This is a genomic window from Neoroseomonas terrae, assembly GCF_018129025.1.
Classification (GTDB): Bacteria; Pseudomonadota; Alphaproteobacteria; order Acetobacterales; family Acetobacteraceae; genus Neoroseomonas; species Neoroseomonas terrae.
The window spans coordinates 14,640-36,906 of the sequence record NZ_JAAEDI010000003.1 but is presented as its reverse complement, the minus strand read 5'-3'; the positions used below and the strand labels follow the sequence as shown (position 1 = coordinate 36,906).

20 protein-coding genes are annotated in these 22,267 nt (G+C 66.5%); 16 read left to right on the top strand and 4 right to left on the bottom strand.

What is annotated here, in order from left to right; genetic code table 11:
* Positions 1-15: 15 nt before the first annotated feature.
* From GXW78_RS02865 to GXW78_RS02820, 10 genes are all read left to right on the top strand, one after another.
* On the top strand, positions 16-1,734 hold the full coding sequence (locus tag GXW78_RS02865; RefSeq protein WP_211865914.1) for an urease subunit alpha: 1,719 nt from the start codon (positions 16-18) through the stop codon (positions 1,732-1,734).
* Between the two features lie 61 nt (positions 1,735-1,795).
* Complete coding sequence (locus GXW78_RS02860; RefSeq protein ID WP_211865912.1) at positions 1,796-2,179, top strand: FluC/FEX family fluoride channel; 384 nt, start codon at positions 1,796-1,798, stop codon at positions 2,177-2,179.
* Positions 2,180-2,202: 23 nt separating this feature from the next.
* Entirely contained in the window at positions 2,203-2,574 is a 372-nt protein-coding gene (locus GXW78_RS02855) for a CrcB family protein (protein ID WP_272876784.1), read from the top strand.
* Positions 2,575-2,599: 25 nt separating this feature from the next.
* Positions 2,600-3,223, top strand: coding sequence for an urease accessory protein UreE (locus tag GXW78_RS02850; RefSeq protein WP_211865908.1), 624 nt, complete (start codon positions 2,600-2,602; stop codon positions 3,221-3,223).
* Positions 3,224-3,270: 47 nt separating this feature from the next.
* Positions 3,271-3,951 (top strand): urease accessory protein UreF, encoded by a 681-nt coding sequence (locus GXW78_RS02845; RefSeq protein ID WP_211865906.1) that lies wholly within the window; start codon positions 3,271-3,273, stop codon positions 3,949-3,951.
* Positions 3,952-3,960: 9 nt separating this feature from the next.
* Positions 3,961-4,611 (top strand): urease accessory protein UreG, encoded by a 651-nt coding sequence (ureG, locus tag GXW78_RS02840; RefSeq protein WP_211865904.1) that lies wholly within the window; start codon positions 3,961-3,963, stop codon positions 4,609-4,611.
* A gap of 4 nt (positions 4,612-4,615) precedes the next feature.
* On the top strand, positions 4,616-5,551 hold the full coding sequence (locus tag GXW78_RS02835; protein ID WP_211865902.1) for an urease accessory protein UreD: 936 nt from the start codon (positions 4,616-4,618) through the stop codon (positions 5,549-5,551).
* Positions 5,552-5,558: 7 nt separating this feature from the next.
* On the top strand, positions 5,559-6,554 hold the full coding sequence (gene yut / locus GXW78_RS02830; protein WP_211865900.1) for an urea transporter: 996 nt from the start codon (positions 5,559-5,561) through the stop codon (positions 6,552-6,554).
* 37 nt (positions 6,555-6,591) lie between these two features.
* Positions 6,592-7,833 (top strand): ammonium transporter, encoded by a 1,242-nt coding sequence (locus GXW78_RS02825; protein WP_211865898.1) that lies wholly within the window; start codon positions 6,592-6,594, stop codon positions 7,831-7,833.
* Positions 7,834-7,929: 96 nt separating this feature from the next.
* Positions 7,930-9,171, top strand: a complete 1,242-nt coding sequence (locus tag GXW78_RS02820) for an ArsB/NhaD family transporter (RefSeq protein ID WP_211865896.1) — start codon at positions 7,930-7,932, stop codon at positions 9,169-9,171.
* 259 nt (positions 9,172-9,430) lie between these two features.
* Here the strand turns inward: GXW78_RS02820 and GXW78_RS02815 are convergent, their stop codons facing one another.
* On the bottom strand, positions 9,431-10,321 hold the full coding sequence (locus GXW78_RS02815; RefSeq protein WP_211865895.1) for a LysR family transcriptional regulator: 891 nt from the start codon (positions 10,319-10,321) through the stop codon (positions 9,431-9,433).
* A gap of 197 nt (positions 10,322-10,518) precedes the next feature.
* Between GXW78_RS02815 and GXW78_RS02810 the strand changes: the two genes are divergently transcribed.
* The 5 genes from GXW78_RS02810 to GXW78_RS02790 are packed head-to-tail and all read left to right on the top strand — an operon-like array spanning position 10,519 to position 17,073.
* A complete protein-coding gene (locus tag GXW78_RS02810) occupies positions 10,519-11,598 on the top strand; it encodes an ABC transporter ATP-binding protein (protein ID WP_211865894.1) in 1,080 nt (359 codons plus the stop codon).
* Positions 11,595-13,280 (top strand): ABC transporter permease, encoded by a 1,686-nt coding sequence (locus GXW78_RS02805; RefSeq protein ID WP_211865893.1) that lies wholly within the window; start codon positions 11,595-11,597, stop codon positions 13,278-13,280. The genes GXW78_RS02810 and GXW78_RS02805 overlap by 4 nt, the downstream gene beginning before the upstream one ends.
* A gap of 17 nt (positions 13,281-13,297) precedes the next feature.
* Complete coding sequence (locus GXW78_RS02800; protein WP_211865892.1) at positions 13,298-14,374, top strand: ABC transporter substrate-binding protein; 1,077 nt, start codon at positions 13,298-13,300, stop codon at positions 14,372-14,374.
* Positions 14,375-14,384: 10 nt separating this feature from the next.
* On the top strand, positions 14,385-15,728 hold the full coding sequence (locus GXW78_RS02795) for an LLM class flavin-dependent oxidoreductase (protein ID WP_211865891.1): 1,344 nt from the start codon (positions 14,385-14,387) through the stop codon (positions 15,726-15,728).
* Positions 15,664-17,073: an LLM class flavin-dependent oxidoreductase gene (locus GXW78_RS02790; protein ID WP_338147668.1), complete on the top strand. Its 1,410-nt coding sequence runs from the start codon at positions 15,664-15,666 to the stop codon at positions 17,071-17,073. The genes GXW78_RS02795 and GXW78_RS02790 overlap by 65 nt, the downstream gene beginning before the upstream one ends.
* A 292-nt stretch (positions 17,074-17,365) precedes the next feature.
* Here the strand turns inward: GXW78_RS02790 and GXW78_RS02785 are convergent, their stop codons facing one another.
* Both GXW78_RS02785 and GXW78_RS02780 read right to left on the bottom strand, forming a co-directional pair.
* Positions 17,366-18,928 carry an ABC transporter substrate-binding protein gene (locus GXW78_RS02785; RefSeq protein WP_211865888.1) on the bottom strand — a complete coding sequence of 521 codons (1,563 nt, stop codon included), beginning with the start codon at positions 18,926-18,928 and terminating at the stop codon, positions 17,366-17,368.
* Positions 18,928-19,941: a TauD/TfdA family dioxygenase gene (locus GXW78_RS02780; protein ID WP_211865886.1), complete on the bottom strand. Its 1,014-nt coding sequence runs from the start codon at positions 19,939-19,941 to the stop codon at positions 18,928-18,930. The genes GXW78_RS02785 and GXW78_RS02780 overlap by 1 nt, the downstream gene beginning before the upstream one ends.
* Positions 19,942-20,057: 116 nt before the next feature.
* Here GXW78_RS02780 and GXW78_RS02775 point away from each other — a divergent pair, with 116 nt between their 5' ends.
* On the top strand, positions 20,058-21,170 hold the full coding sequence (locus GXW78_RS02775; RefSeq protein ID WP_211865884.1) for a LysR family transcriptional regulator: 1,113 nt from the start codon (positions 20,058-20,060) through the stop codon (positions 21,168-21,170).
* A gap of 282 nt (positions 21,171-21,452) precedes the next feature.
* Here the strand turns inward: GXW78_RS02775 and GXW78_RS02770 are convergent, their stop codons facing one another.
* Complete coding sequence (locus tag GXW78_RS02770) at positions 21,453-22,265, bottom strand: ABC transporter ATP-binding protein (protein ID WP_246521808.1); 813 nt, start codon at positions 22,263-22,265, stop codon at positions 21,453-21,455.
* Positions 22,266-22,267: the final 2 nt, after the last annotated feature.

Sequence of the window (22,267 nt, the reverse complement as noted above, 5' to 3'; positions counted from 1 at the left end):
AACGGGAATCCTGACATGGCGACGATCTCGCGGCGGCAATATGCGGATCTCTACGGACCGACGACGGGCGACAAGATCCGCCTCGCGGATTCCGGTCTCTACATCGAGATCGAGAAGGACCTGCGCGTCTACGGCGAGGAAGCCGTCTATGGCGGCGGCAAGAGCCTGCGCGACGGCATGGGCTATGACAGTGAACTGACCAGCGCGGCCGGCGCGCCGGACCTCGTCATCACCAACGTCACCATCGTCGATGCGGTGCTCGGCATCATCAAGGCCGATGTCGGCATCAAGAACGGCCTGATCTGCGGCATCGGCAAGGCGGGCAACCCGTCGCTGATGAATGGCGTGACGCCCGGCCTCGCGATCGGTCCCGCGACCGACGCGATCTCGGGCGCGCATCTGATCCTGACCGCCGGCGGCATCGACGCCCACGTCCATTTCATCGCCCCTCAGCAGGCCGAGGCCGCGCTGAGCAACGGCGTGACAACCCTGTTCGGCGGCGGCGTCGGCCCGACGGACGGCACCAACGGCACCACCATCACCTCCGGCACCTGGAACATCGAGATGATGCTCCGGGCCTTCGATGGCTGGCCGGTCAATGCCGGCGTGCTCGGCAAGGGCAATAGCACCGGCACGGTGCCGATCGAGGAACAGATCTGCGCCGGGGCGATGGGCCTCAAGATCCATGAGGATTGGGGCAGCACGCCGGCGGCAATTCGCAGTTCGCTGACCGTCGCGGATGCGATGGACGTGCAGGTCTGCATCCACACCGATACGCTGAACGAGGCCGGCTTCGTCGAGAACACGATCGCCGCCTTCGAAGGCCGAACCATCCACACCTACCACACGGAAGGTGCGGGCGGCGGGCACGCGCCGGACATCATCCGCGTCGCCGCCCTGTCCAACGTCATCCCGAGTTCGACCAACCCGACCCTGCCCTACGGGATCAATTCCCAGGCCGAGTTGTTCGACATGACGATGATCTGCCATCATCTCAGCCCGAAGATCCCGACCGACGTGGCCTTCGCCGAAAGCCGCGTGCGTGCCGAGACCATCGCCGCGGAGAATGTGCTGCACGACCTCGGCGCCATCTCCATCATGTCGAGCGACAGCCAGGCGATGGGCCGGGTGGGCGAGAACTGGGTGCGCACCATCCAGACCGCCGACCTGATGAAGCAGCGGGTCGGCGCCTATGCCGGAGACACCTCCGGCAATGACAACCAGCGCGTGCTGCGCTTCGTCGCGAAGGTGACCATCAACCCGGCCATCGCGCAGGGGGTCGGCCACGTCATCGGCTCGGTCGAGGTCGGCAAGATGGCCGATCTGGTGCTGTGGGAACCGGCCTTCTTCGGCGTTAAGCCGAAGCTGGTGATCAAGGGCGGCATGATCTCCTGGGCGCTGATGGGCGACCCGAACGCCTCCCTGCCGACGCCGCAGCCGGTGATGTACCGGCCGATGTTCGGCGCCTTTGGCTCCGCGTTGACCAAGACACGCGTGACCTTCACCTCGCTGGCGGCCGTCGAGGACGGCATCGTCGATCGCTATGAGCTGAAGTCCAAGGTGATGCCGGTCTATGGTACGCGCACCATCACCAAGAGCTCGATGGTCCGCAACGACGCCATGCCGACCATCGAGGTAAATCCGGAGACTTTCGCGGTGACGGTCGATGGCAAGCACGCCACGATCGAGCCGGCGAAGAGTATTCCGTTGAATCAGCTCTACTTCTTCAGCTGACGCAAACATCGCCGGGGGGGGCACTTACCCTCCACGGCGATGCCAGATGGCGGCAGGTATCATGCGCGGGATTGATTTCCTCTGGGTCGGGCTGGGCGGCGGCCTCGGGTCACTGTTGCGATGGCAGGCGGGCAAGCTCGTCGGGCGGCGCTTCAGCCTGCCGTCTTGGGCGGCGACGCTGGTCATCAACGTCACGGGCGCCTTCGTCATCGCCTATATCTCGGCGCTGCTGGCGATGGGCTGGGAAGAGCGGTACGGGAGTTTCGTCGCCTCCTTCGTCCTCACAGGGATCATCGGCGGCTACACCACCTTCAGTACGATGCAGCTTGATGCCTTGGAGATGGCCGGCGGCCGTCCTTCGATCCTGCCCGCGGCCTATCTTTTGGGTTCGGCCGCCGCCGGCCTGGCGGCGGCTGCGGCCGGCGTCGCCTTGGCGCGGTGGTAAGGGCGCGGATCGTGGCTCTGCAGATGGTCCTGGTTTTCCTCGGTGGCGGCCTCGGCGCGATGGCTCGCGAAGCCTTCATGATGCTGCTGGCGCGCGACAGTACCGCCTTTCCGGTCGACATCTTCGCGGCGAATCTGCTTGCCTCGCTGCTCCTCGGTCTCGTCACCGGGTTGAAGCGTTCCGACCGCGCTTCGGCCCGCGCCGTTCTCCTGATCGGCACTGGCTTCACGGGTGGCATGTCCACCTTCTCCACCTTCATCTTTGGTGCCTATTCAGGGATGATGGAGCCAAGCGACTTCGTGTTGTCTATCGTCTATCTATTCTCCAGCCTCGTCTTGGGCTTCATTGCGATGTGGGTCGGTCTGCGCGTCGCCATGCGGCCGCGCACCGCCTGACGCGGTGGCCTGCCAGGAGCGCCATATGATCCTTGTCGAGAGCACGCTCGGAAATCTCCGGGATCCAGTCTGGGCAGAGCGTGCCCGGACGGGGCATGTCGATCACCTCGCGCTTGAACAGTGGGAAGCGCCCAAGAACCGGCTGCGCAAGGCGAGCGAGGGGGGCATTGAACTGGCAATCTCCCTGCCGCGGTCCGAGCATCTGCATGACGGGGACGTTCTGCACTACGATGAGGCGACGGCCGTCATCGTCGTCGCGCGGATCGCGCTGAAGGAAGTGCTGGTGATCGAGCTGGAGGGGCTGGAGAGCCTGTCCCCCGCCGAGATCCTTCGCAACTGCTTCGAACTCGGCCACGGCCTCGGCAACCAGCATTGGCCGGCGGTCATCAAGGGCACGACGGTCTATGTGCCGCTGTCGGTGGACCGGAAGGTCATGACCTCCGTCATGCGGACCCACGCCTTCAAGCATGTGAAAACGAGTTTCGCGCCCGGTGAGGAGATCGCGGCCCTGCTTGACGCGAAGGAGGTCCGGCTGCTCTTCGCGGGTGCCGACGCGACGCCGCACCATCATCACAGTGGCCACGCGCATGACCATGACGACCATCAGGATCATCATGGTCATTCGCACGACCACAAGCACCATTCGTGACGCGAATGCCGCGGGACGACGCAGGACCCTCGCCCGGTTGCCATGACATGGTGCGTCTCGCGCGGCTGTTGCAGTTTTCGGATTCGACGCTGCCGGTCGGCTCCTTCGCCTTCTCCAATGGACTGGAATCCGCCACACAGACCGGCGTCGTCTCCGACGCCGAAAGCCTGCTGCGCTATGTCGAGGTGATCCTCAGCCAGGCCGCGCGGGCCGATGGCGTTGCCCTGCTGCACGCCCATCGCGCGGCGCTGGCCGGCAACTATGACGGCATCCTCGATGCGGATGCCGAGTTGCTGTGCCGCCGGGTGGGCGAGGAACAGCAGCTCATGCTGACCCGCATCGGGCGGAAATTCGCGGAGCTGGTCCTTAAGATCGAACCGGTGCCGATGCTCGAGCGCTGGCTCACCGACATCAAGGCAGGGGCGACGCCCGGCTGCTACCCAGTCGGCCAGGCGATGGCGCTGGCGCATCTGGGTGCCGACGAGGTCGAGGCCTTCGTCATGCACCAATACGGCATCGCCTCGATGCTGCTCAGCGCCGCGCTGCGGCTGATGCGCATCGACCACCTCGACACCCAGCGCATTCTGTTCATCGCGCAGCAGCGCGTGCAGGACGACTACGCCGCGGTGCGCGACCTGTCCCTGGACGAGATCGCCTCCTTCGCACCGGTCTTCGACGTGCTGGTGGCGCACCACACGACGACGCACCTCCGCCTGTTCATGAATTAGGACCCGGCCATGAAGAAGATCACCCGCATCGGCATCGGCGGCCCCGTCGGATCGGGTAAGACGGCGGTCATCGAGGTCATCACCCCACGCCTGATCGACATGGGGATCAAGCCGCTCATCATCACCAACGACGTGGTGACGACCGAGGATGCAAAGCAGGTCCGGCGCACGCTGAACGGCATCCTGATCGAGGAGAAGATCGTCGGCGTCGAGACGGGTGCCTGCCCGCATACGGCGGTGCGGGAGGATCCGTCGATGAACATCGCCGCGGTCGAGGAGCTGGAGGAAAAGTATCCCGACAGCGACGTGATCCTCATCGAATCCGGTGGCGACAACCTGACGCTGACCTTCAGCCCGGCGCTCGCGGATTTCTACATCTACGTCATCGACGTCGCCGGCGGTGACAAGATCCCGCGCAAGAACGGCGCCGGCGTTTGCCAGTCCGACATCCTGGTCATCAACAAGAAGGACCTGGCCCCCTATGTCGGCGCGAGCCTCGAGGTGATGGACCGCGATTCGAAACTGATGCGCGGCAAGAAGCCTTTCGTCTTCACCAATTGCAAGACGGGCGAAGGCGTGGATGAGCTCATCCGCCTCATCCTCGACATGGCGCTGTTCGACGTGAAGGTGACGACGCCGACCGCTACCGCCGCGGAATGAAGCCGTGACGCTCCACGACCAGCTCGCCCGGCTCGACGCTGCGCGGGAGCTCCGGGGCTTCCAGACGCAGCCCGCGCAGATGCGCGCCGCCGGCCCGGGAAAAGTCGGGGAGTTGCGTCTGGGCTTCTCCATGCGACACGGCCGATCGGTCCTGCACGACCTATACCGGGTCGCGCCGCTGCTGGTGCAGCAGGCGCTGTACTGGGACGAGGCGATGCCGGAGCTTCCGATCTGCGCCATCATCTCGGTGGGCGGTGGAGTGCTTCAGGGCGACCGCTACCACATCGCCATCTCGGTCGAGGAAGGTGCCTGCGCGCAGGTGACGTCGCAGAGCGCCAATCGCATCCACTGGATGGATGCGAACTATGCCTCCCAGCATCAGGTGGTCACGGTCGGTCCCGGTGCCTATCTCGAGTACCTGCCGGACTTCACCATCCCCTATCGCGGATCGCGCTTCATCAACCGCACCGAGATCACCGTCGCCCCGGATGCGACGCTGCTCTATGGCGAGATGGTCCTGGCCGGCCGCAAGCACCACCATGCGGAAGAACGCTTCGGTCTCGACCTGCTATCCATGGCCGTGTCCGTGCGCCGCCCGGACGGGCGGAAAATCTTCGCGGAGAAGCTGCTGATCGAGAAGGGTGTGGGCATGATCGACCATCCGGCGGTCATGCGCGGCTTCGACGCCTTCGCCAACATCCTCTGCGTGACGCCGCCGGAGATCGCCGCGCGCATCAAGGAACGGTTCGGGACGAACTTCGAGACCGGCGCTCCGCGAGCGATCTCTGGCGTATCGCGGCTACCGAACGGCGCTGGGCTCATGCTGCGTGCGGCGGGGACCGAATCCTATGACGTGCGGCAGGAGGTTCGCCGCTTCTGGCGCATCGTGCGCGAGGAAGCCCGCGGCCGGACCCTGCCCCCCGAGTTCCTCACACGGTGATGGCCGCATGACGACGCCGAAGACAAACTTCCTGACGATGTGCCTGCGTGGCACCAGCCAGGTCTTCTTCATGGAGAACGCGCTGACCGGCGCGCTCTTCTTCGTCGCCATGGCTTTTGCGTCCCATGTCTCCGGCGTCTGGGCGACGACGATGGGCGCGGCCGTCGGCATCGTCGTCTCCACGGCCACAGCCTGTCTGCTCGACCTCGACGACGAGTCGATCGGGCAGGGGCTCTACGGCTTCAACGGCATTCTCGTCGGCGCGGCGCTGCCGACCTTCATCGCGGCGTCCCCGCAGCTCTGGGGCTACGTGGTCGTGGGCGCGGCGGCCAGCACCGTCTTTACCGCAGCCTTCAGCGCGGTATTGACCAAAAGCTGGGGCATTCCGGGCTCGACCGGCCCCTTCGTCCTGACCGGCTGGCTGATGGTGGCGGGCGCCTATTCCTTCGGCGGACTTGATGTCACGGGTGATTCGCCGCGCCTGCCGACGCTGACGCAGGCGCACGCCACGGACATTCCGCACGCCATCGACCTGTTGCACATCTTCTTCCGCAACATCGGGCAGGTCTATCTGCTGGGATCGTGGGTCAGCGGGGCGATCATCCTGCTCGGCATCTTCATCGCGTCGGTCCGTGCCGGGGTCGCCGTGGTGGCGGGTTCGGCGATCGCCACCGCCGTGTCGATCGCCATGGGTGCCAGCCCCGCCGCGATCCATGCCGGCCTCTACGGCTACAGCGCCGTGCTCACCGCGCTGGCGCTCGGCGTGATCTTCCTGCGGCCGTCGGTGCGGGTCGCGATCTACGCCGCACTTGGGACGGTGATGACAGTCTTCGTGCAGGGCGCTCTCGACATCATGGTCGCCCCCGTCGGCGTGCCGTCCTTCACCGCCCCCTATGTGCTGACGATGTACCTCTTCATCGCGCCGAGGCGCCTGATCGCGCCGCATCCGCACCAGCCCGTCGCCGACCATGCCATCGCCGATGGCAAGGCGACCGGCCGATGATCCCGCAACGCTCCCGACCTGCCCGAAAGGCCCCCCGATGCAAGGAATAAGCGCTGGCGATACCGCCTTCATCCTGCTCTGCACGGCACTGGTGTGCATGATGACGCCGGCGCTCGCCCTGTTCTACGGCGGCCTCGTCAAGCAGCGCGACATGCTGTCGATCATGATCCAGAACTTCGTCTGCATGGGCGTGATCGGCCTGATCTGGGTGTTCGGTGGCTTCAGCCTGGTGTTCGGCCCCACCATCAACGGCCTGATCGGCGATATCCGACCCTTCTTCGGCATGTACCATGTGGGCGTCCAGCCCAACCCGACCTACGGGCCGACCATCCCCTTCATCATGGTCTTCGCCTACCAGATGATGTTCGCCATCATCACCCCGGCGCTGATGACGGGCGCCTTCGTCGGCCGCTTCCGCTTCGGTGCCTACCTGGCCTTCATCGCGTTCTGGACGATCCTGGTCTATCTGCCGGCGGCGCACTGGGTCTGGGGTGGCGGTTTCCTTGCTCAGCTCGGCGCGGTGGATTTCGCGGGCGGTATCGTCATCCACACGGCGGCAGGCTTCTCGGCACTCGTCACCGCGGCCTATCTCGGGAAGCGGCGGCTGCCGCCTGGCGTGAGGGAGGATGAGCCGTCGAACCTGCCGCTGGTTGCCCTTGGCGCCGGCCTGCTTTGGTTCGGATGGTTCGGCTTCAATGCCGGCGGCGCCTATGCAGCGAATGCGCTGGCGGCCTATGCGTTCAACAACACCATGCTCGCCGGTTCCATTGCCATGCTGGTGTGGATGATGTGGGAGTGGCGCGAGACCGGTCGCGCCAGCTTCTCGGGCTGCCTCGTCGGCGCCGTTGCGGGCCTCGCGACCATCACGCCGGCGTCGGGCTATGTCGAGCCGATGGCTGCGTTGCTGATCGGCGCAGTCGGTGCCAGCGTCTGCTACAATGCGAAGCACGTTCAGCGCGCGCTCGGCATCGACGACACCCTGGAGGTGTGGCGCGCCCACGGTGTCGGTGGTCTGACCGGGTCGCTGCTGATCGGCGTGACCGCGAGCTCGGCGATCAACCAGGTGGAGGCGAGCCTTCATCAGCTCGGCGTCCAGGCAATCGCCGTCGCCGTGATCGCTGTTTACGCCTCGATTGTGACAGTGATTCTGCTCAAGATCCTCGACGCCGTGGGTACGTTGCGCGTGCCGGAAGACATCCAGGAACGCGGCCTCGACGATTCGCTGATCGGTGAGCACGCCTACAATCTCTGGAACATGGACCGGAAGCTCTCGAAGTAGCCCTCCGGCTCGGGAGGGGACGACGCCCACGTCGCCCCCTCCCGCGATACGCGGCCACGCTCCGCGGGCAAGCGGCGACCGGCAAACGGGACGGCCATGGACCTGACGCTCGCGATCTTCTTCTTCGTTTACCTCGCCATGGGCGTCGGTCACCTGCCTGGCCTGCGCGTGGACAGGACGGGTGCGGCGCTGATCGGGGCGATGCTGCTCGTCGCCCTCGGCCGGATCTCGCCGGACGCTGCCTGGGACGCGGTGGACTACCGCACCATCGGCCTGCTGTTCGGCCTGATGGTCATCTCCGCCGCGCTCGTGGTGGCGGGTTTCTACGCTTGGGTCGCGCGGAAGGTGAGCGACCTGCAGGTCGGCCCGAAAGCGCTGCTCGCCATCATCATCCTCGTCGCGACAGGCATGTCGTCCCTACTGACCAAGGACATCGTCGCGGTCGCGATGACGCCGGTCTTCTGCTCCATCTGCGTGTCGCGGCGGCTGAACCCCGTGCCCTTCCTGCTCGGCTTCTGCTTCGCGACGAATGTCGGCTCGGTCGGCACGCTCACCGGCAGCCCGCAGAACATGATCGTGGCGGAAACGCTGCATCTGTCCTTCACCGACTTCGTTCGTGCCGCGGCCCTGCCGTCGCTGCTCGGCCTGCCGGTCATCTGGGCCGCACTCGTCCTGCGCTATCGCGGCAAGTGGCATCTGCCGGCCGCCTCGGGAAGCGTGGCGGATCAGCCTTCGGTACCGGACGTTGCGCTGGATACCATTGGATCGATCAAGGCCATCCTGATCCTGGTCGCCGTCATCGCGGCCTTCATCCTGTCGGACTGGCCGCACATGCTCATCGCGCTGCTCGGCGCGAGTGCTCTGCTGGCGAGCCGCCGGGTCTCGTCCACCACCGTGCTGGCGCATGTGAACGGCAACCTTCTGGTGCTGCTCTTTGGCCTGTTCATCCTGAACGCCGCTTTCAGTGCCACAGGCGTCCCGGCACAGCTTCTCGCCGCGATGCGCGGCATTGGCGTCGACCTGCATGATCCGATGTCGATGCTCGCCGTCATGGCGGTGCTGAGCAACATCGTCGGCAACAATCCCGCCGTGATGCTGGCGATCCCCTTCATCGACGGCGCGCCGGACCCCGAGGCGCTGGGCGCGGCCATTGCTCTCGGCACCGGGTTCTCGTCCAATGCCGTGCTGTTCGGCAGCCTGGCCGGCATCATCGTCGCCGAAGAAGGCCGGAAGCGCGGCGTGTCGATCACGTTCATGGAGTTCGCTAAGGCGGGCGTGCCGATCGCTGTGCTTACGCTAATCGGCGCCGGAGCCTGGGTCGCCTATCTAACCTCGTAACATTCAACTCGATTATGCAGGCGCCGAACCGTGGCCCCCCGATGGCATTGCACCCCACTGAGGCGGTTCGTTTTGGCCCGGTGGGACAATGGCTGTGGACATCCCTTGATGTCGTTAAAGGACCCTCGTTGCCCGGTTCTTGGAGCCCACCAGGGAAGTTCTGATTGCGAGGAAGCGGTGGAGCATGGTCCGGATCGACCGGATGCCGCGCCCGGCAGCAAACGCCGGACTCGTTCCGCCTGGTTGCTGAGCGGGGCCGTCAACCTCGCGCCCCCCCGCTACGTCGCAGAAACTCAATCATACGCAGCGCATTCCGAGACAGGGGCCTGGCCTTGCGAGTTAGCAGCAGCACCGGTGCCAGTATCTTCGGCCGCAGCGGCCGCACGAGAAGGTCCGGGAACATCATCGGAGCGCGGGTACCGAGATGCCCGACGAGCGCGATGCCCGCACCAGCACTTGCGAGATGGAACCCGGTGAGCGCGTCGTTGACGATGACGCCGTCCCGGATCTCGATGCCTGCCGCGGCGAAGGCCGCCCGGATCGGCCGGCCAATGGGAGCAGCCGGTCCATAGGTGATGACAGGTTCGCCCCGAAGGTCGCCGACCTGGATCGAAGGCTTGCGGGCAAGGGGGTGATCGGTCCGCAACCCGCAAACGACGGCGATCTCGGCAAGGCGCTCGACCTCGAGATTCTCCTCCGGCAGGTCCTGATGCGCCAGCCCGAGCTCCGCTTCGCCACGTTCGATCTGGTCGATGATCTGTTGCGTGGACATGCGCCTCAGGATGATGCGGACGTCCGGGTAGCGTTTCTTGTACTGCCCTATCGCCGAGGCAAGGTTGCTGTTCACGATCGTCGCGGTGCTGAGGATCGAAAGCGACCCACCGCGACTCTCGAGCAGATCGTGCAGGCGTCTGTTCACGGCCGTGACCCGCACCAGCAGATCCTCGATGTCCGGAAACATCTCGAGCGCCTCTGCGGTCGGGGTGAGCCGACCCTTCGAACGATGGAAGATCGGCGCGCCGAGCCTGTCCTCGTAGTGGCGCAAGGCGATGCTGACAGCGGGCTGAGAGAGGTTCAGCGCGCGCGCGGCCTCGGTCACGGAACCGGTACGGAGAACGGCGTGGAGGATCTCGAGCTGACGCAGATTCATGCGCGACGTCTCGCATAAGCATTGCTTATGGGCCAGCACGATATTGCAATTTGTCAAGAAGCGGCCGGGTCTTACAGCATCAGCGCCAACGAGTGCGGCGTCAGCCGCCGCGGGACGCGCGCGCGGCAACCTGGGAAAGATCGGTTCGTGTTGTTTGAGACTGACTGCCGGCGGCGCTGCGCCCGCCAATTCGCCTCGTGAGCATCAATGTTACCGGCCTGCGCAAGGCCTTCGGCGGCGCCACGGCGGTGGCCGGCGTCGACATCGCGCTGCCCAACGGGCAGATGCTGGTGCTGCTCGGGCCGTCCGGCTGCGGCAAGACGACAACCATGCGCTGCATCGCCGGCCTCGAGATGCCGGATGCGGGCATCATCTCGATCGACGGGGTAACCGTCTTCGATCGCGCGGCCTCCGTCGTCGTGCCGGTGCACAAGCGCAATGTTGGCATGGTGTTCCAGTCCTACGCGATTTGGCCGCACCTGACGGTGTTCCAGAACGTCGCCTTTCCGCTGGAAATGCAGAAGATTCCATCCGCCGACCTGAAGACGCGCGTGATGGAAATGCTGGAGAAGGTCGGGCTCGCCGACTTCGCGAGCCGGTCATCCAGCGCGCTCAGCGGTGGGCAGATGCAGCGTGTCGCCCTGGCGCGCAGCCTGGTCATGCGCCCCTCGGTCCTGTTGTTCGACGAGCCGCTCTCCAACCTCGACGCGCGGCTGCGCGACCGCCTGCGCGTCCAGCTTCGCGAGCTACAGGCCGAACTGAAGATCACCGGGATCTACGTCACGCATGACCAGCAGGAGGCGCTCGCGCTTGCCGACCGCATCATGGTCATGGACCACGGGCTGGTGCGGCAATCCGGCACGCCGGTCGAACTTTATGCATCCCCCGCCACCAGCGCCATCGCCGCCTTCCTCGGCTACTCGAATATCTTTCCTGCCGAGGAATGGAGCGCGACCGACGGTGGCTTCACCGCCAGGCTGGCCTCCGGTCGCGTCTTGGCGGGCTCCGGGGAGACGCCCGCGGCGGGAGCCGCGGCTGCGGTTTGCGTCCGGCCCGAGGATCTCGCACTGCGCCTCGCATCGCCGGACGATACGGGACTCGTCGGGGAGATCACGCTGGCGAGCTTCATGGGTGCATTCACGCTGTATCGCGTGCGCCTGCCGGAAGGCGAGATCTGGGAAGTCATCAGCCATGATGTGCTGAGCGGACTCGTCGTCGGGTCGCGCGTCGTGATCGAGGCGCGCCCGGCGGCGATGAAGCTGCTGGCGACGCAATGATGCTCCGTCCTGCCCGTCTCGCCGTGATGGCGCTGCTGCTCGGCGTCTGCGCCGTGCTGGTGCTGTCGCCGCTGCTGATGACCGTGATGGCGTCCTTCTCGACCACGGTCCCCTTCTCCGGTGGCGACGCGCCTCGCTTCACGTTCGGCAACTACACCGCCCTGTTCACGCCGGACCTTGCCGCGGCCACCTGGAACACGCTGGTCGTGTCGGTGCTCGGCACGATCATAGCGGTGACGATCGGCGCGATCCTCGCCTGGCTCGCGGCGCGGACCGACATTCCCTGCAAGCCGCTCGTGCACCTCGTCGGGCTGATGCCGCTGTTCGTGTCCCTGGTCGTCGCCTCGGTCACCTGGTCGGTGCTCGGGTCGGGGCGCAGCGGCTATCTCAACATCATCCTCCGCAGCCTGGACATTCCGCTGCAGCTCGAAGTGCGCTCCCTCGCCGGGATCACACTCGTCCACGGGCTGTACTATGTGCCCTACGCCTACATCATGCTGTTCGGCGCATTGTCGCTGGTGCATCCGGAATTGGAGCAGGCGGCGAGCGTGCACGGGGCGCGCATGTCGAAGGTGCTCCTGCGCATCACCTTTCCACTGGTACGCCCGGCGCTGCTCGGCGCGTCGCTCCTCACCTTCGTCGCGATGGCCGAGGAGTTCCCAGTCCCCGCCATCCTCGGCGGCCCGGTCGGCATCGAGACCCTGTCGACCCGCATCTTCAACCTGATGACGCGCGTGCCCGGTGAGCCCAACCAGGCCGCCGCGGTCGGGATTCTCCTTACGGCCATCGTCTCCGTGCTGGTTTGGCTGCAGCGGCGCCTGCTGAAGGGACGCGATTTCCGGACGGTGACCGGCAAGGGCATGCGACCGCAACTGCTGCCGCTCGGCAGCTTCCGCTGGCTCGCGCTCGGCTTCGTGCTGCTCTACGCCTTCATCGCCCTCGGCCTGCCGATTATGGCGCTGGTCATCGGCGCGCTGCGGCAGGGCATGTTCATCCGCGACGCGGCGGCACTGTTCGACCCTGCCTTCTTCAGCCTGAACGCCCTGCGCAGCGTCGTGACCGACCCGCACGTCCAGCAGGCGGTAGTGAACACCCTCCTCACCGGCACGGCCGCGGCAGTGATCGGTACGACACTGTATTTCATCATCGCCTACGTCATTGCGCGGACGGACCTGCCAGGCCGGCAGATACTGGAATACATGGCGATGGTGCCGCTCGCCCTGCCCGCGCTCGTCATGGGCATCGGCGTACTCTGGACCTGGCTCGCCATCCCCCTGCCGATCTACGGCACGCTACTGGTGCTGATCATCGCCTACACCGGACGCCTGATGCCGCAGGGCGTTCGTGCGATCAGCGCGAGCATCGCGCAGATCCACGATGACCTGGAACATGCGGCGCAGGTTTCGGGCGCCACGCGCCCGCGTGCCATCCGGCGGATCACCCTGCCGCTGATGCGCGGCGCGGTCGTATCCTCCGCCTTCCTCACGCTGATCCTTGCGACGCGGGAGCTCACCTCCTCGCTGCTGCTCTACACCACCAACACGCGCGTCCTGTCCGTGGTGATCTACGAAGCCTACGAGCAAGGGCTCTGGAGCTTCGTCGCTTCGATCAGCCTGATCTACACCGTGCTGCTGCTGGTACTCACGCTGATCGGGCGCCGCTGGATGCGCACCGCGTTCTGACCCTGGAGGCCGCTGCCATGACCGACCATGCTGGATCCCGCCTCGGCCGCCGTGCCGCCCTCGGCCTGCTTGCCGCCCCGGCGCTGGTGCGCCACGCCAACGCCCAGGCGCTGACGATCGGCGGCGAGACCATCGCCGACGCCGAACTGCTCGCCAAGGCGAAGCAGGAAGGAACCATCAGCATCTACGGCTCCCTCCCGACCCGGAACTGGAGCCCGGCCGGCGAGGCGTTCCAGCGTGAGACCGGCATCAGGGTGGATTACATCAACCTGATCTCGCCACGCATCTACGCCCGTGCCAATGCCGAGTTCGCCGCCGGCCGCCTCGCCGCCGACTGGGTCGACACGACCGAGGTGCTGATGGCGAAGGACTGGATGGAACGCGGCTTGCTGCGCCAGCCGTATAAGGTACCGAACTTCGACAGCCTCGACCCGGTGCTGCGCGATCCGGACGGCCACTGGTATTCGATCTTCCGCACGCCCTACCTCATCGCGGTGAACACCGGCGTGGTGGACGAGCGCGATAATCCGGCGAGCTGGATGGATCTGCTGGACCCGAAGTGGCGCGGCGGCCGCATCGGACTGCCGAGCATCGATGGCGGCGGCGCCTTCTTCAACGCCTATGCCTTCCTGCGCGAGAAGCTCGGCATCGACTACCTGCGTCGCCTCGCGGCGCAGCGGCCGCGCATCTATCCGAGTTCCACGCCACTGCTCACCGACCTGGTGCGCGGTGAGGTCGGCGTGACGATCATGGCGCCGGCCTCCATCCGCAACCAGATGGATCAGGGTGCGCCGCTCAAGGGCATCCTGCCGCGGGAGGGCGTCAGCGCCTATGCGACGACCGGCGGCATCACCACGAGCGCGCCGCATCCCAATGCGATTCGCCTCTATCTGAACTGGATGGCGAGCCTGCATGGCAGCAACAGCGTCGCCGCCTCGGGCATCTATGGGCTGAACCCCCGCGCCAACACGCCGGCTGTCCCGGATCTCGCCATCCCGCCTGTCGCGGATGTCTGGACCATGTCGCTCGACCGCTGGGCCGCGCAACGGGACGCCTACATCGCCGACTGGCGTAGCATCTTCGGCACGCGCTGAGAGAGCAGCCATGGCCAAACGTCAATTGCGGCTCGGCGCCTTCTTCTCGCTTCCGGGCAATCATCTGGGCGGCTGGCGGCACCCGGACGCGTCCCCCGACGCGAACACGAACTTCAACCGCTACCTTGAGCTTGCCCGAATCGCAGAACGAGGCCTCTACGATACCATCTTCTTCCGTGACACGGCCGCGGTCGCTGGCGCCGATGCCATGTTCGCCGGTGATCGCAGCCGATCCCGCCTTGCGCGCATCGTCATGCTCGAACCCGTCATGGCGCTGGCCGGCATGGCGAGTGTCACGAAGAACATCGGCCTGATCGCAACGGCGACCACGACCTACAACGAGCCCTATCATGTCGCCCGCCGCTTCGCGACGCTCGACCACATGAGCGACGGGCGCGCCGGCTGGAACCTTGTGACCTCGCAGTTCGAGGATGAGGCGGCCAATTTCGGCCTCGACAAGCACCCCGACCACGCCGACCGCTATGCCCGGGCCGGCGAGTTCTTCGATGTGGTGGCCGGCTTGTGGGACAGTTGGGAGGAAGACGCCTTCCTCTACGACAAGGCGGCCGGCGAGTATTTCGACTTCGACAAGATGCACTTCCTGAATCACAAGGGACCGCACTTCTCGGTACGCGGGCCGTTGAACCTGCCGCGAACGCCGCAAGGCAGGCCGATCGTGGCTCAGGCCGGATCCTCGGGCCCCGGCATGGACCTCGCCGCGCGCACGGCAGATCTCGTCTTCACCGCGCAGATCGAGATTCCGGAAGCACAGGCCTTCTATCGCGATCTGAAGGCGCGCCTCCACCGCTTTGGGCGCGGGCCGGGCGATCTCCTGGTGCTGCCGGGCCTCACGCCCGTCGTCGCGCCGACGATGGCCGAGGCGCGCGAGAAGCACGAGCAGTTGCAGGAGCTCATGCCCGACGAGGTTGCGTTGTCGTCCCTTGCGCGCCTTTCCGGCGGCCTCGATCTCACGCAGTTTCCCCTCGACGGCCCGCTCCCGCCGCTGCCACCGACGAACTCCGGCAAGAGCCGCCAGCAACTTGCAATCGATCTGGCCAGGAAGCACAGCATGACGCTGCGCCAGATTGCGCGGCACGTCGCCTCGGCCGCCGGTCATCGCGTCATCGTCGGGACGCCGACCAGCATCGCCGACGAGATGCAGGCCTGGCTCGAGGCCGATGCCGCCGACGGCTTCAATGTCATCTGCAATCACTACCCGGTGCCATTCGTGGAGTTCACCGAGATGGTGATCCCGGAACTCCAGCGTCGCGGCATCTTCCGGACCGCCTATGAGGGCACGACCCTACGCGAGAATCTCGGTCTCGCCACGCCGCGCAACCGCTACGCCGCCTGAAGGGCGCCACATGACGACAGCACCGAGGCAGCTTCGGCTTGCCGCATTCTTCACGCCCCCAGGGTCACACTATGCCGGGTGGCGAATGCCCGACGCCCGCTCGGCCGACATGGAGATCGACGATTACGTCGCCATGGCGCAGCTTGCCGAGCGCGGCAAGCTCGACATGCTGTTCTTCCAGGACAGCGCCGCGGTCGCCTCTGCCGCCGTCAACCGAACCGACGACCCCGAAGTACAGACGGGTGCCGCCCGCGTTGTACGGATCGAGCCGCTGACGCTGCTCGCCTCGCTCGCGATGGTGACGAAGCATCTCGGCCTCGTCGCCACGGCCACCACCACCTACAATGAGCCCTATCACATCGCCCGCCGCTTCGCCTCGGTCGACGCCATCAGCCGGGGGCGGGCAGGATGGAACCTGGTGACGTCCCAGTTCGAGGACGAGGCCTTCAACTTCGGCGCCGACCACCATATGGAACACGGCCTTCGCTACGAACGTGCCGCCGAGTTCTTCGAGGTCGTCGCCGGCTTGTGGCGGAGCTGGGACCCGGATGCGATCCTGCGCGACAAGGACAGCGGCCGCTACTTCGATCCCGCCGGGATGCATGTGCTCCGGCATGAAGGTCGATTCTTCAAGGTACGTGGTCCGCTGAACGTCGCGGCATCGCCACAGGGTCGCCCAATCGTCGCGCAGGCCGGCACGTCAGGGCCTGGCCGGGACCTCGCCGCCCGCATCGCCGATCTGACCTTCACTGCTCAGACCGAGATCCCGGCAGCCCGCGCGCATCGGGAGGAGATGCGCGAGCGCGCTCGCGGCCACGGCCGTTCGCCTGACGCGATCAAGGTCATGCCAGGCCTCAACTTCATCGTTGCCGAAACGGAAAGCGAAGCGCGCGCGCAGCACGAACACCTCATGTCCATGATGGTGGACCGCATCGTGCTGCCGACTCTCGCGCGGCTGACCGGCGGCGTCGATCTGACGCAGTACCCGCTGGACGGTCCGCTACCGCCGCTGCCGCAAAGCAATTCGGCGCATGGTCGGCAGGACATGCTGGTGGCCATGGCGCGCGAGAAGAACCTCTCCATTCGGCAGCTCGCGCGTCACTTCGCGACCGCCAACGGCCATCAGGTCTTCGTCGGCACGCCCAAGGCGATGGCAGAGATGATGGAGACCTGGCTGATGGAGCGTGCCGCAGACGGCTTCATGCTGCTGCAGCCCTGGTTCCCGACACCACTTGAGAACTTTGTGAAGCTCGTCGTGCCGGAGTTGCAGAAGCGCGGCGTGTTCCGTCGCGAGTACGAAGGTACAACACTGAGGGAAAATCTCGGTCTCCCGATGCCGGAGTAGTCCTGCCTAGCACATCTCCCTCTGCTCCGGCCTCGATGAGCAGAGGGGGACCCCGAAGCGGGCCTCCTGCGGGAAGGCGCCGAAGGCTTCGGCGGCAGGCCTCCTCCGATATGTCTAGGACCATCGGTACGACGGCCTGCACCAAGGGCGTGCGGCTGCGGCACGAGCCATCCATTCCTGATTCGATGGAAGACAGGTGACGCACGCCGTGCTGCCTCGGCTACGGGCCGGGCAACACGTCATGTCGGCAGCAGACGCCCGCCCAAGGGGAGGCGAGGGATCTTCGTCGTAACTACGGTGCCGGGCGCAACTGCATGGCATAGGTCCGGGCCTCTGCATGCGGCTGATAGGTCATCCGGCGCTGCGTGATCCAGACATTGACCGGGAACATGACCGGAATCAGGCCCACGTCGCGGATGCCGACTTCATGTGCCTGGACAAGCGTTCTTTCACGTGCGGCGTCATCCATCGTCGTCACCGCGCGCCGCAGCAGGTCATCGAGCTCCGGATTGCTGTATCGCCCGCGATTGGTGCTGCCGGCGCCCGATGCGCGATCCCAGGTCGCGAGCAGCGCGTTCAGCAGCCCGCTCGCTTCGCCTGTGAAGTTCGCCGCGCCGAGATAGACGACGCTGTATTCGAGGTTGGCACTGCGCGGGAACAGCACGGTCGAGGGCATGGTCTCGAGCCGCGTGGTGATGCCGGCGCGGGTGAACATCTGGGCGATCGCCTGCAGCATCCGGTCGACGTTCGGATAGCGGTCGTTCGGCCCGTGCATGGTCATGATGAAGCCGTCGGGATACCCGGCCTCGGCCAACAGGCGCTTCGCCCCTTCCGGATCGTAGCGCTCGACGCCGATATCCGGGCTGGTGCCGAAGAAGCCCGAGGATTGGAGCTGCGCGGCAGGTTCGCCGAGGCCGCCCATGATGCGCGAGACGAGCGCTTCGCGGTTCAGCGCCATGCTCATCGCGCGGCGGACCCGCACATCGTTCAGCGGGTTGGTCGGCAGCGGCTGGCCCGCATTGTCCGTGAAGAACGGGCTGACCGCGCGATGGCGGTCGAGATGGATGTAGTAGACGGAGGAGGCCGGCGCGCGCGCGACGCGGAAGCGCGCATCGCGCGACAGCCGTTCCACATCGACGGGCGGCGGGTTGCTGATCAGGTCCACATCGTCGGCGAGCAACGCGGCCAGCCGTGCGGAATCATTCGCGATGACGCGGAAGTTCACGCGCGCCCAGGGTTCGACCGGCCCCCAGTAGTCAGAGTTGCGCACCATGGTGATGCGCTCATTCGGGACATAGGCCTCGAAGCGATAGGGCCCGGTGCCGATCATCGCGCGGCCCGCATTGTAGTCCGAGGTCTGCGCCCCCTCCCCGTGCCTTCGCGAGACGATGCCGAAGACCGAGAGATAGGTCGGCAGCAGGGGAAAGGGCTCGGCGGTGTGGAAGCGGATGCGGCGATCATCCACCACCTCGACCCGCGTGATCGGGCGCACGTAATGCGCGAAGGATGCCGGGCTGCGCGGCACCTCCGGCAGGCGCGCGACACTGAACGCGACATCGGTGGTGGTGAGCGGCGTGCCGTCATGGAAGGTCACGCCCTCCCGCAGCACGAACTCCCACACGGTCGGCTCCACGGCCCGCCAGGATTCGGCGAGCGCCGGCACCGGCCGCTGATGCGCGTCCGTACCCACCAGCGGGTCGAAGAAGTGGAAGGCCATCGCGTTGTTCTCGCCCGCATTGTGGAAATGCGGATCGAGGGAGGTCAGCCGCGCCGCGACGCCGATGCGGGCTTCCTGCGCCACGGCCGTGGCGCAGGAGAGGAATGCGGCCGCTGCCGCGAGGACCAGGCGCCGCATCAGCCGACCTGGAGGCCGGCGGCGCTGACGCCGAGATTGCCGTAGATGCGGCCGAAGCGCATGACCTTGGGCTGGTCAAAGTCGCGCAGATCCTCGGTCACCAACCAGAGGCGCAGCATGCGCCGCTTCTCGGCGAACTCCTCATGGTCCTCGTAGTCGTTGCGCGCATGCAGGACGGTGTAGTTGTTGAGGAACTGGATATCGCCTTCCTGCAAGGTCGTGGTGAAGCGCAGCTCGGGCCGCGCCAGCACGGCATCCATGGCGTCTAGGGCCTGCTTCTCCTCGGCCGGCGCTTCCACGCCGCGGCGGCGATAGGCGGCGTCGATATGGGCGCGGGCGAAGCGGCAGCTCACGGTGTTGCCCGTGACGTCGAAAGCGGGAACGCGCGGCCCGATCGGTGAATCGCCCGGGCCCTGCTCGCCGCGCCGGTCGTATTCGAAGCCCCGGCGCAGCACGGGCATCAGCTCGGGGCTCTCGCGGCCGATGATGTCGTGCAGCGCCATCGCGCTGACCAGCGTGCTCTCGCCGCCGCGCTTGGCCTTGCGGTAGCAGAACAGGCCGACGATGTCGGTGCGGTCGTTGTGGAAATCCATCGCGCCGCGCCCGGCGTAGCCGCGGCGGTCGAGCTCACCCTTGGCGACGCCCTTGTCGACGACATGGCAGACCAGGTCGCCCGCCGCATTCTGGCTGACCGGCAGGCCGAGATGCTGGCCGAGCAGCCAGACGATCACCTCCGATTCCTCGAGCGTCACGGCCCGCGCATCGATGCCGCGCACCACGGCGAAGCCGATGCCCGCGCGGATCTGGTCGAGCGCGCGCGCGGCGAGCGGCGCGATGCCGTCGAAGTCGAAATCGGCGAGGGTCGCGTCGGAATAACCCCTGCCGGCGGCCAACCATGCGCGGGCGAAGGCGGCGAGCCGCGCGGCATGATCGGGCTCCAGATGCAGCAGCCCGGCATCGGCGGGCAGATCAGTGCCGCGCCACAGCGCGGGGTCGGTCTGAGAGGTGGACATGGCACGTTCCTCCAGTGGTGAGCACAGGGCGCATCGATGCGTCCTGCCGACCGCGGTGGTTGGTCCCGGCGCGGCCACCCGGGGAGCCCCGCACCGCCTGGGTGCGAAGGGATTCCGTGGATGCTGTGCTGGTGCCGGCGTGCCTCTTGCACGAACCGTTCCACGGCCGCCGGGGCGGGAGAAGTGAGCTCGCGGGATTAAAGTGTTGCCGACTCGGCAACACCGCGCGAGGAAGGCCCATGGAAACCCGTGATGCGCCCGGCCGGGCCGTGACGCCGCGCGACGCGCTGGGCCGCCGCATGCTGGGCATGCTGGACCGCCGGCTGGGCTACCTGTTCGAGGCCGGGCGCGCCGGGTCGATCCGCAGCGCGGCGCAGTTCCTGCGCCTTAACCCCTCGGCGCTGAGCCGCCAGATCGCGCATCTGGAGGAGGAGATCGGCGCCGCGCTGATGGAACGCCATGGCCGCGGCATTTGCCTGACGGCGATCGGCACGCTGCTTACCGAATATTACCTGCAGCAGCGTGAAACGCTGGACCACGTCGCCGGCCGCATCAGCGACATCAAGGGGCTGCGGTCCGGCGAGGTGATCATCTCGACGGGCGAGGGCTTCACGGAATCCCTCATCCGCGACGCCATGGTCAGCTTCGTGGGCGAGAACGACGCCATCCGCTTCGAGATCTACATCGGCTCGGTCGAGGAGATCCTGAGCGATGTACGCGGGGACCGCTCGCACTTCGGGCTCCTGTACAACCTGCCGGCGGATCCGGCGGTGATATCCCACGCCGCCAAACACCATGCCGTCAGCGCGCTGGTGAAGCCCGGACACCCGCTGGCCGCGCTCGGTCGGCCGGTCACCATCGCGGAGGTCGGGCGCTACGAAGTAGTGATGACACCCTCCACATCCGGTGTGCGCCAGGCCTTGATCGCGGCCGAGTTGCAGGCGCGGATGCAGTTGGCGCCACGGCTGGTATGCAACTCCATCGCCTCGATGCTGAAGTTCGTCGAGCACATGGACGGGGTCGCCTTCGGCGTCGCCTATTCAGTGCAGCGGGAGATCGACGAGGGGCGGATCGTCGCCGTTGAGCTGGACGGAATGTTCTCCGAGGGCGTGTCGGCTCACCTCATTACACGACGGGGCCGACGGCTGCCGGCTCCGGCTGCGGCGTTCATGCGGTTGTTGCTGGGGCGGTTGGCCATGCTTCGCGATGACAGGCGCCGCACTGGCTGAAGCGGAACCGCTTCGCTGGCATCGGAGCCTCAAAGGAGGCCGGAACTCCCCTCGACACACGCGACCCGTGCCTGAGATCACTGCCTGATGCCGCCTCCGCGTAACTTGCCGGATGCGATCCATGCCGGGAACGGCCGCGGCGGGTTCCCCCTTCTCAGACCGCTCCTTCACTCGCTGAGATGAATAGTTGTTTCCGACAATCACCGAAGAGAGGCCGGTGCCCGCCCATCGATCCTGCGCGAGCAACGCAAGCAGTTCCCGCGAGCGTGCCTCCCCGGCGCGTCATGGGTCGTCCCCACACCCGATCGGGCAGATCGGCACCACCAGCGGGACGCCTTCGTTCGAACGCCCGATCTCTGCCCGGATGCCATAGACGTTGGCGAGCATCGTCTCCGTCAGCACCTCTCCTCCAGGACCGTCGGCAACTAGCCTGCCGTTGCACAGGACAAGCATGCGATCGGCGAAGCGCGCTGCCGCGTTGAGGTCATGGAGCACGACAATGACGAGGAGGCCGCAGCCGCGCGCGAGACCGCGCAGCAAGGAGAGCAACGATAGCTGGTTGCGCAGGTCCAGGGCGCTCGTCGGCTCATCGAGCAGGAGGATGGCCGGCTCGGACGCCAGCATCTGGGCCAGGAACACCAGCTGCCGCTGCCCGCCCGACAACTCCGGTACCAGCCGCATCGCCAGGTCCGCGATACCGAGCCGGTCCAAGGTCGAGACCGCGTGCGCGACCTCGGTTTCCGGCACCCGCATGCCCAGTGCGCGGATACGCCCCAGCAGTACCGTCTCCATCACCGTCAGTGCGGCGCGCGCGCCATTGTCCTGCGGCAGGAAGGCGATGCGCCCGTCGCAACGGACCTGGCCGCCACAGCGCAGTAGCCCTGCCGCCGCGCGCAGCAGCGAGGACTTGCCGGAGCCGTTCGGCCCCACCAGCGCCACCACGTCGCCGGCACGTGCCGTGAAGGAGACGCCGTCGACCGCAAGCCGATCGCCATAGCGCACCGTGACGCTGTCGACCGCGATGCGGCCCATGGTGGATACAGTGCCGTACGGGCCGAGCGACAGAGACGGCGACGCATGTCGGGATGCGATCATGG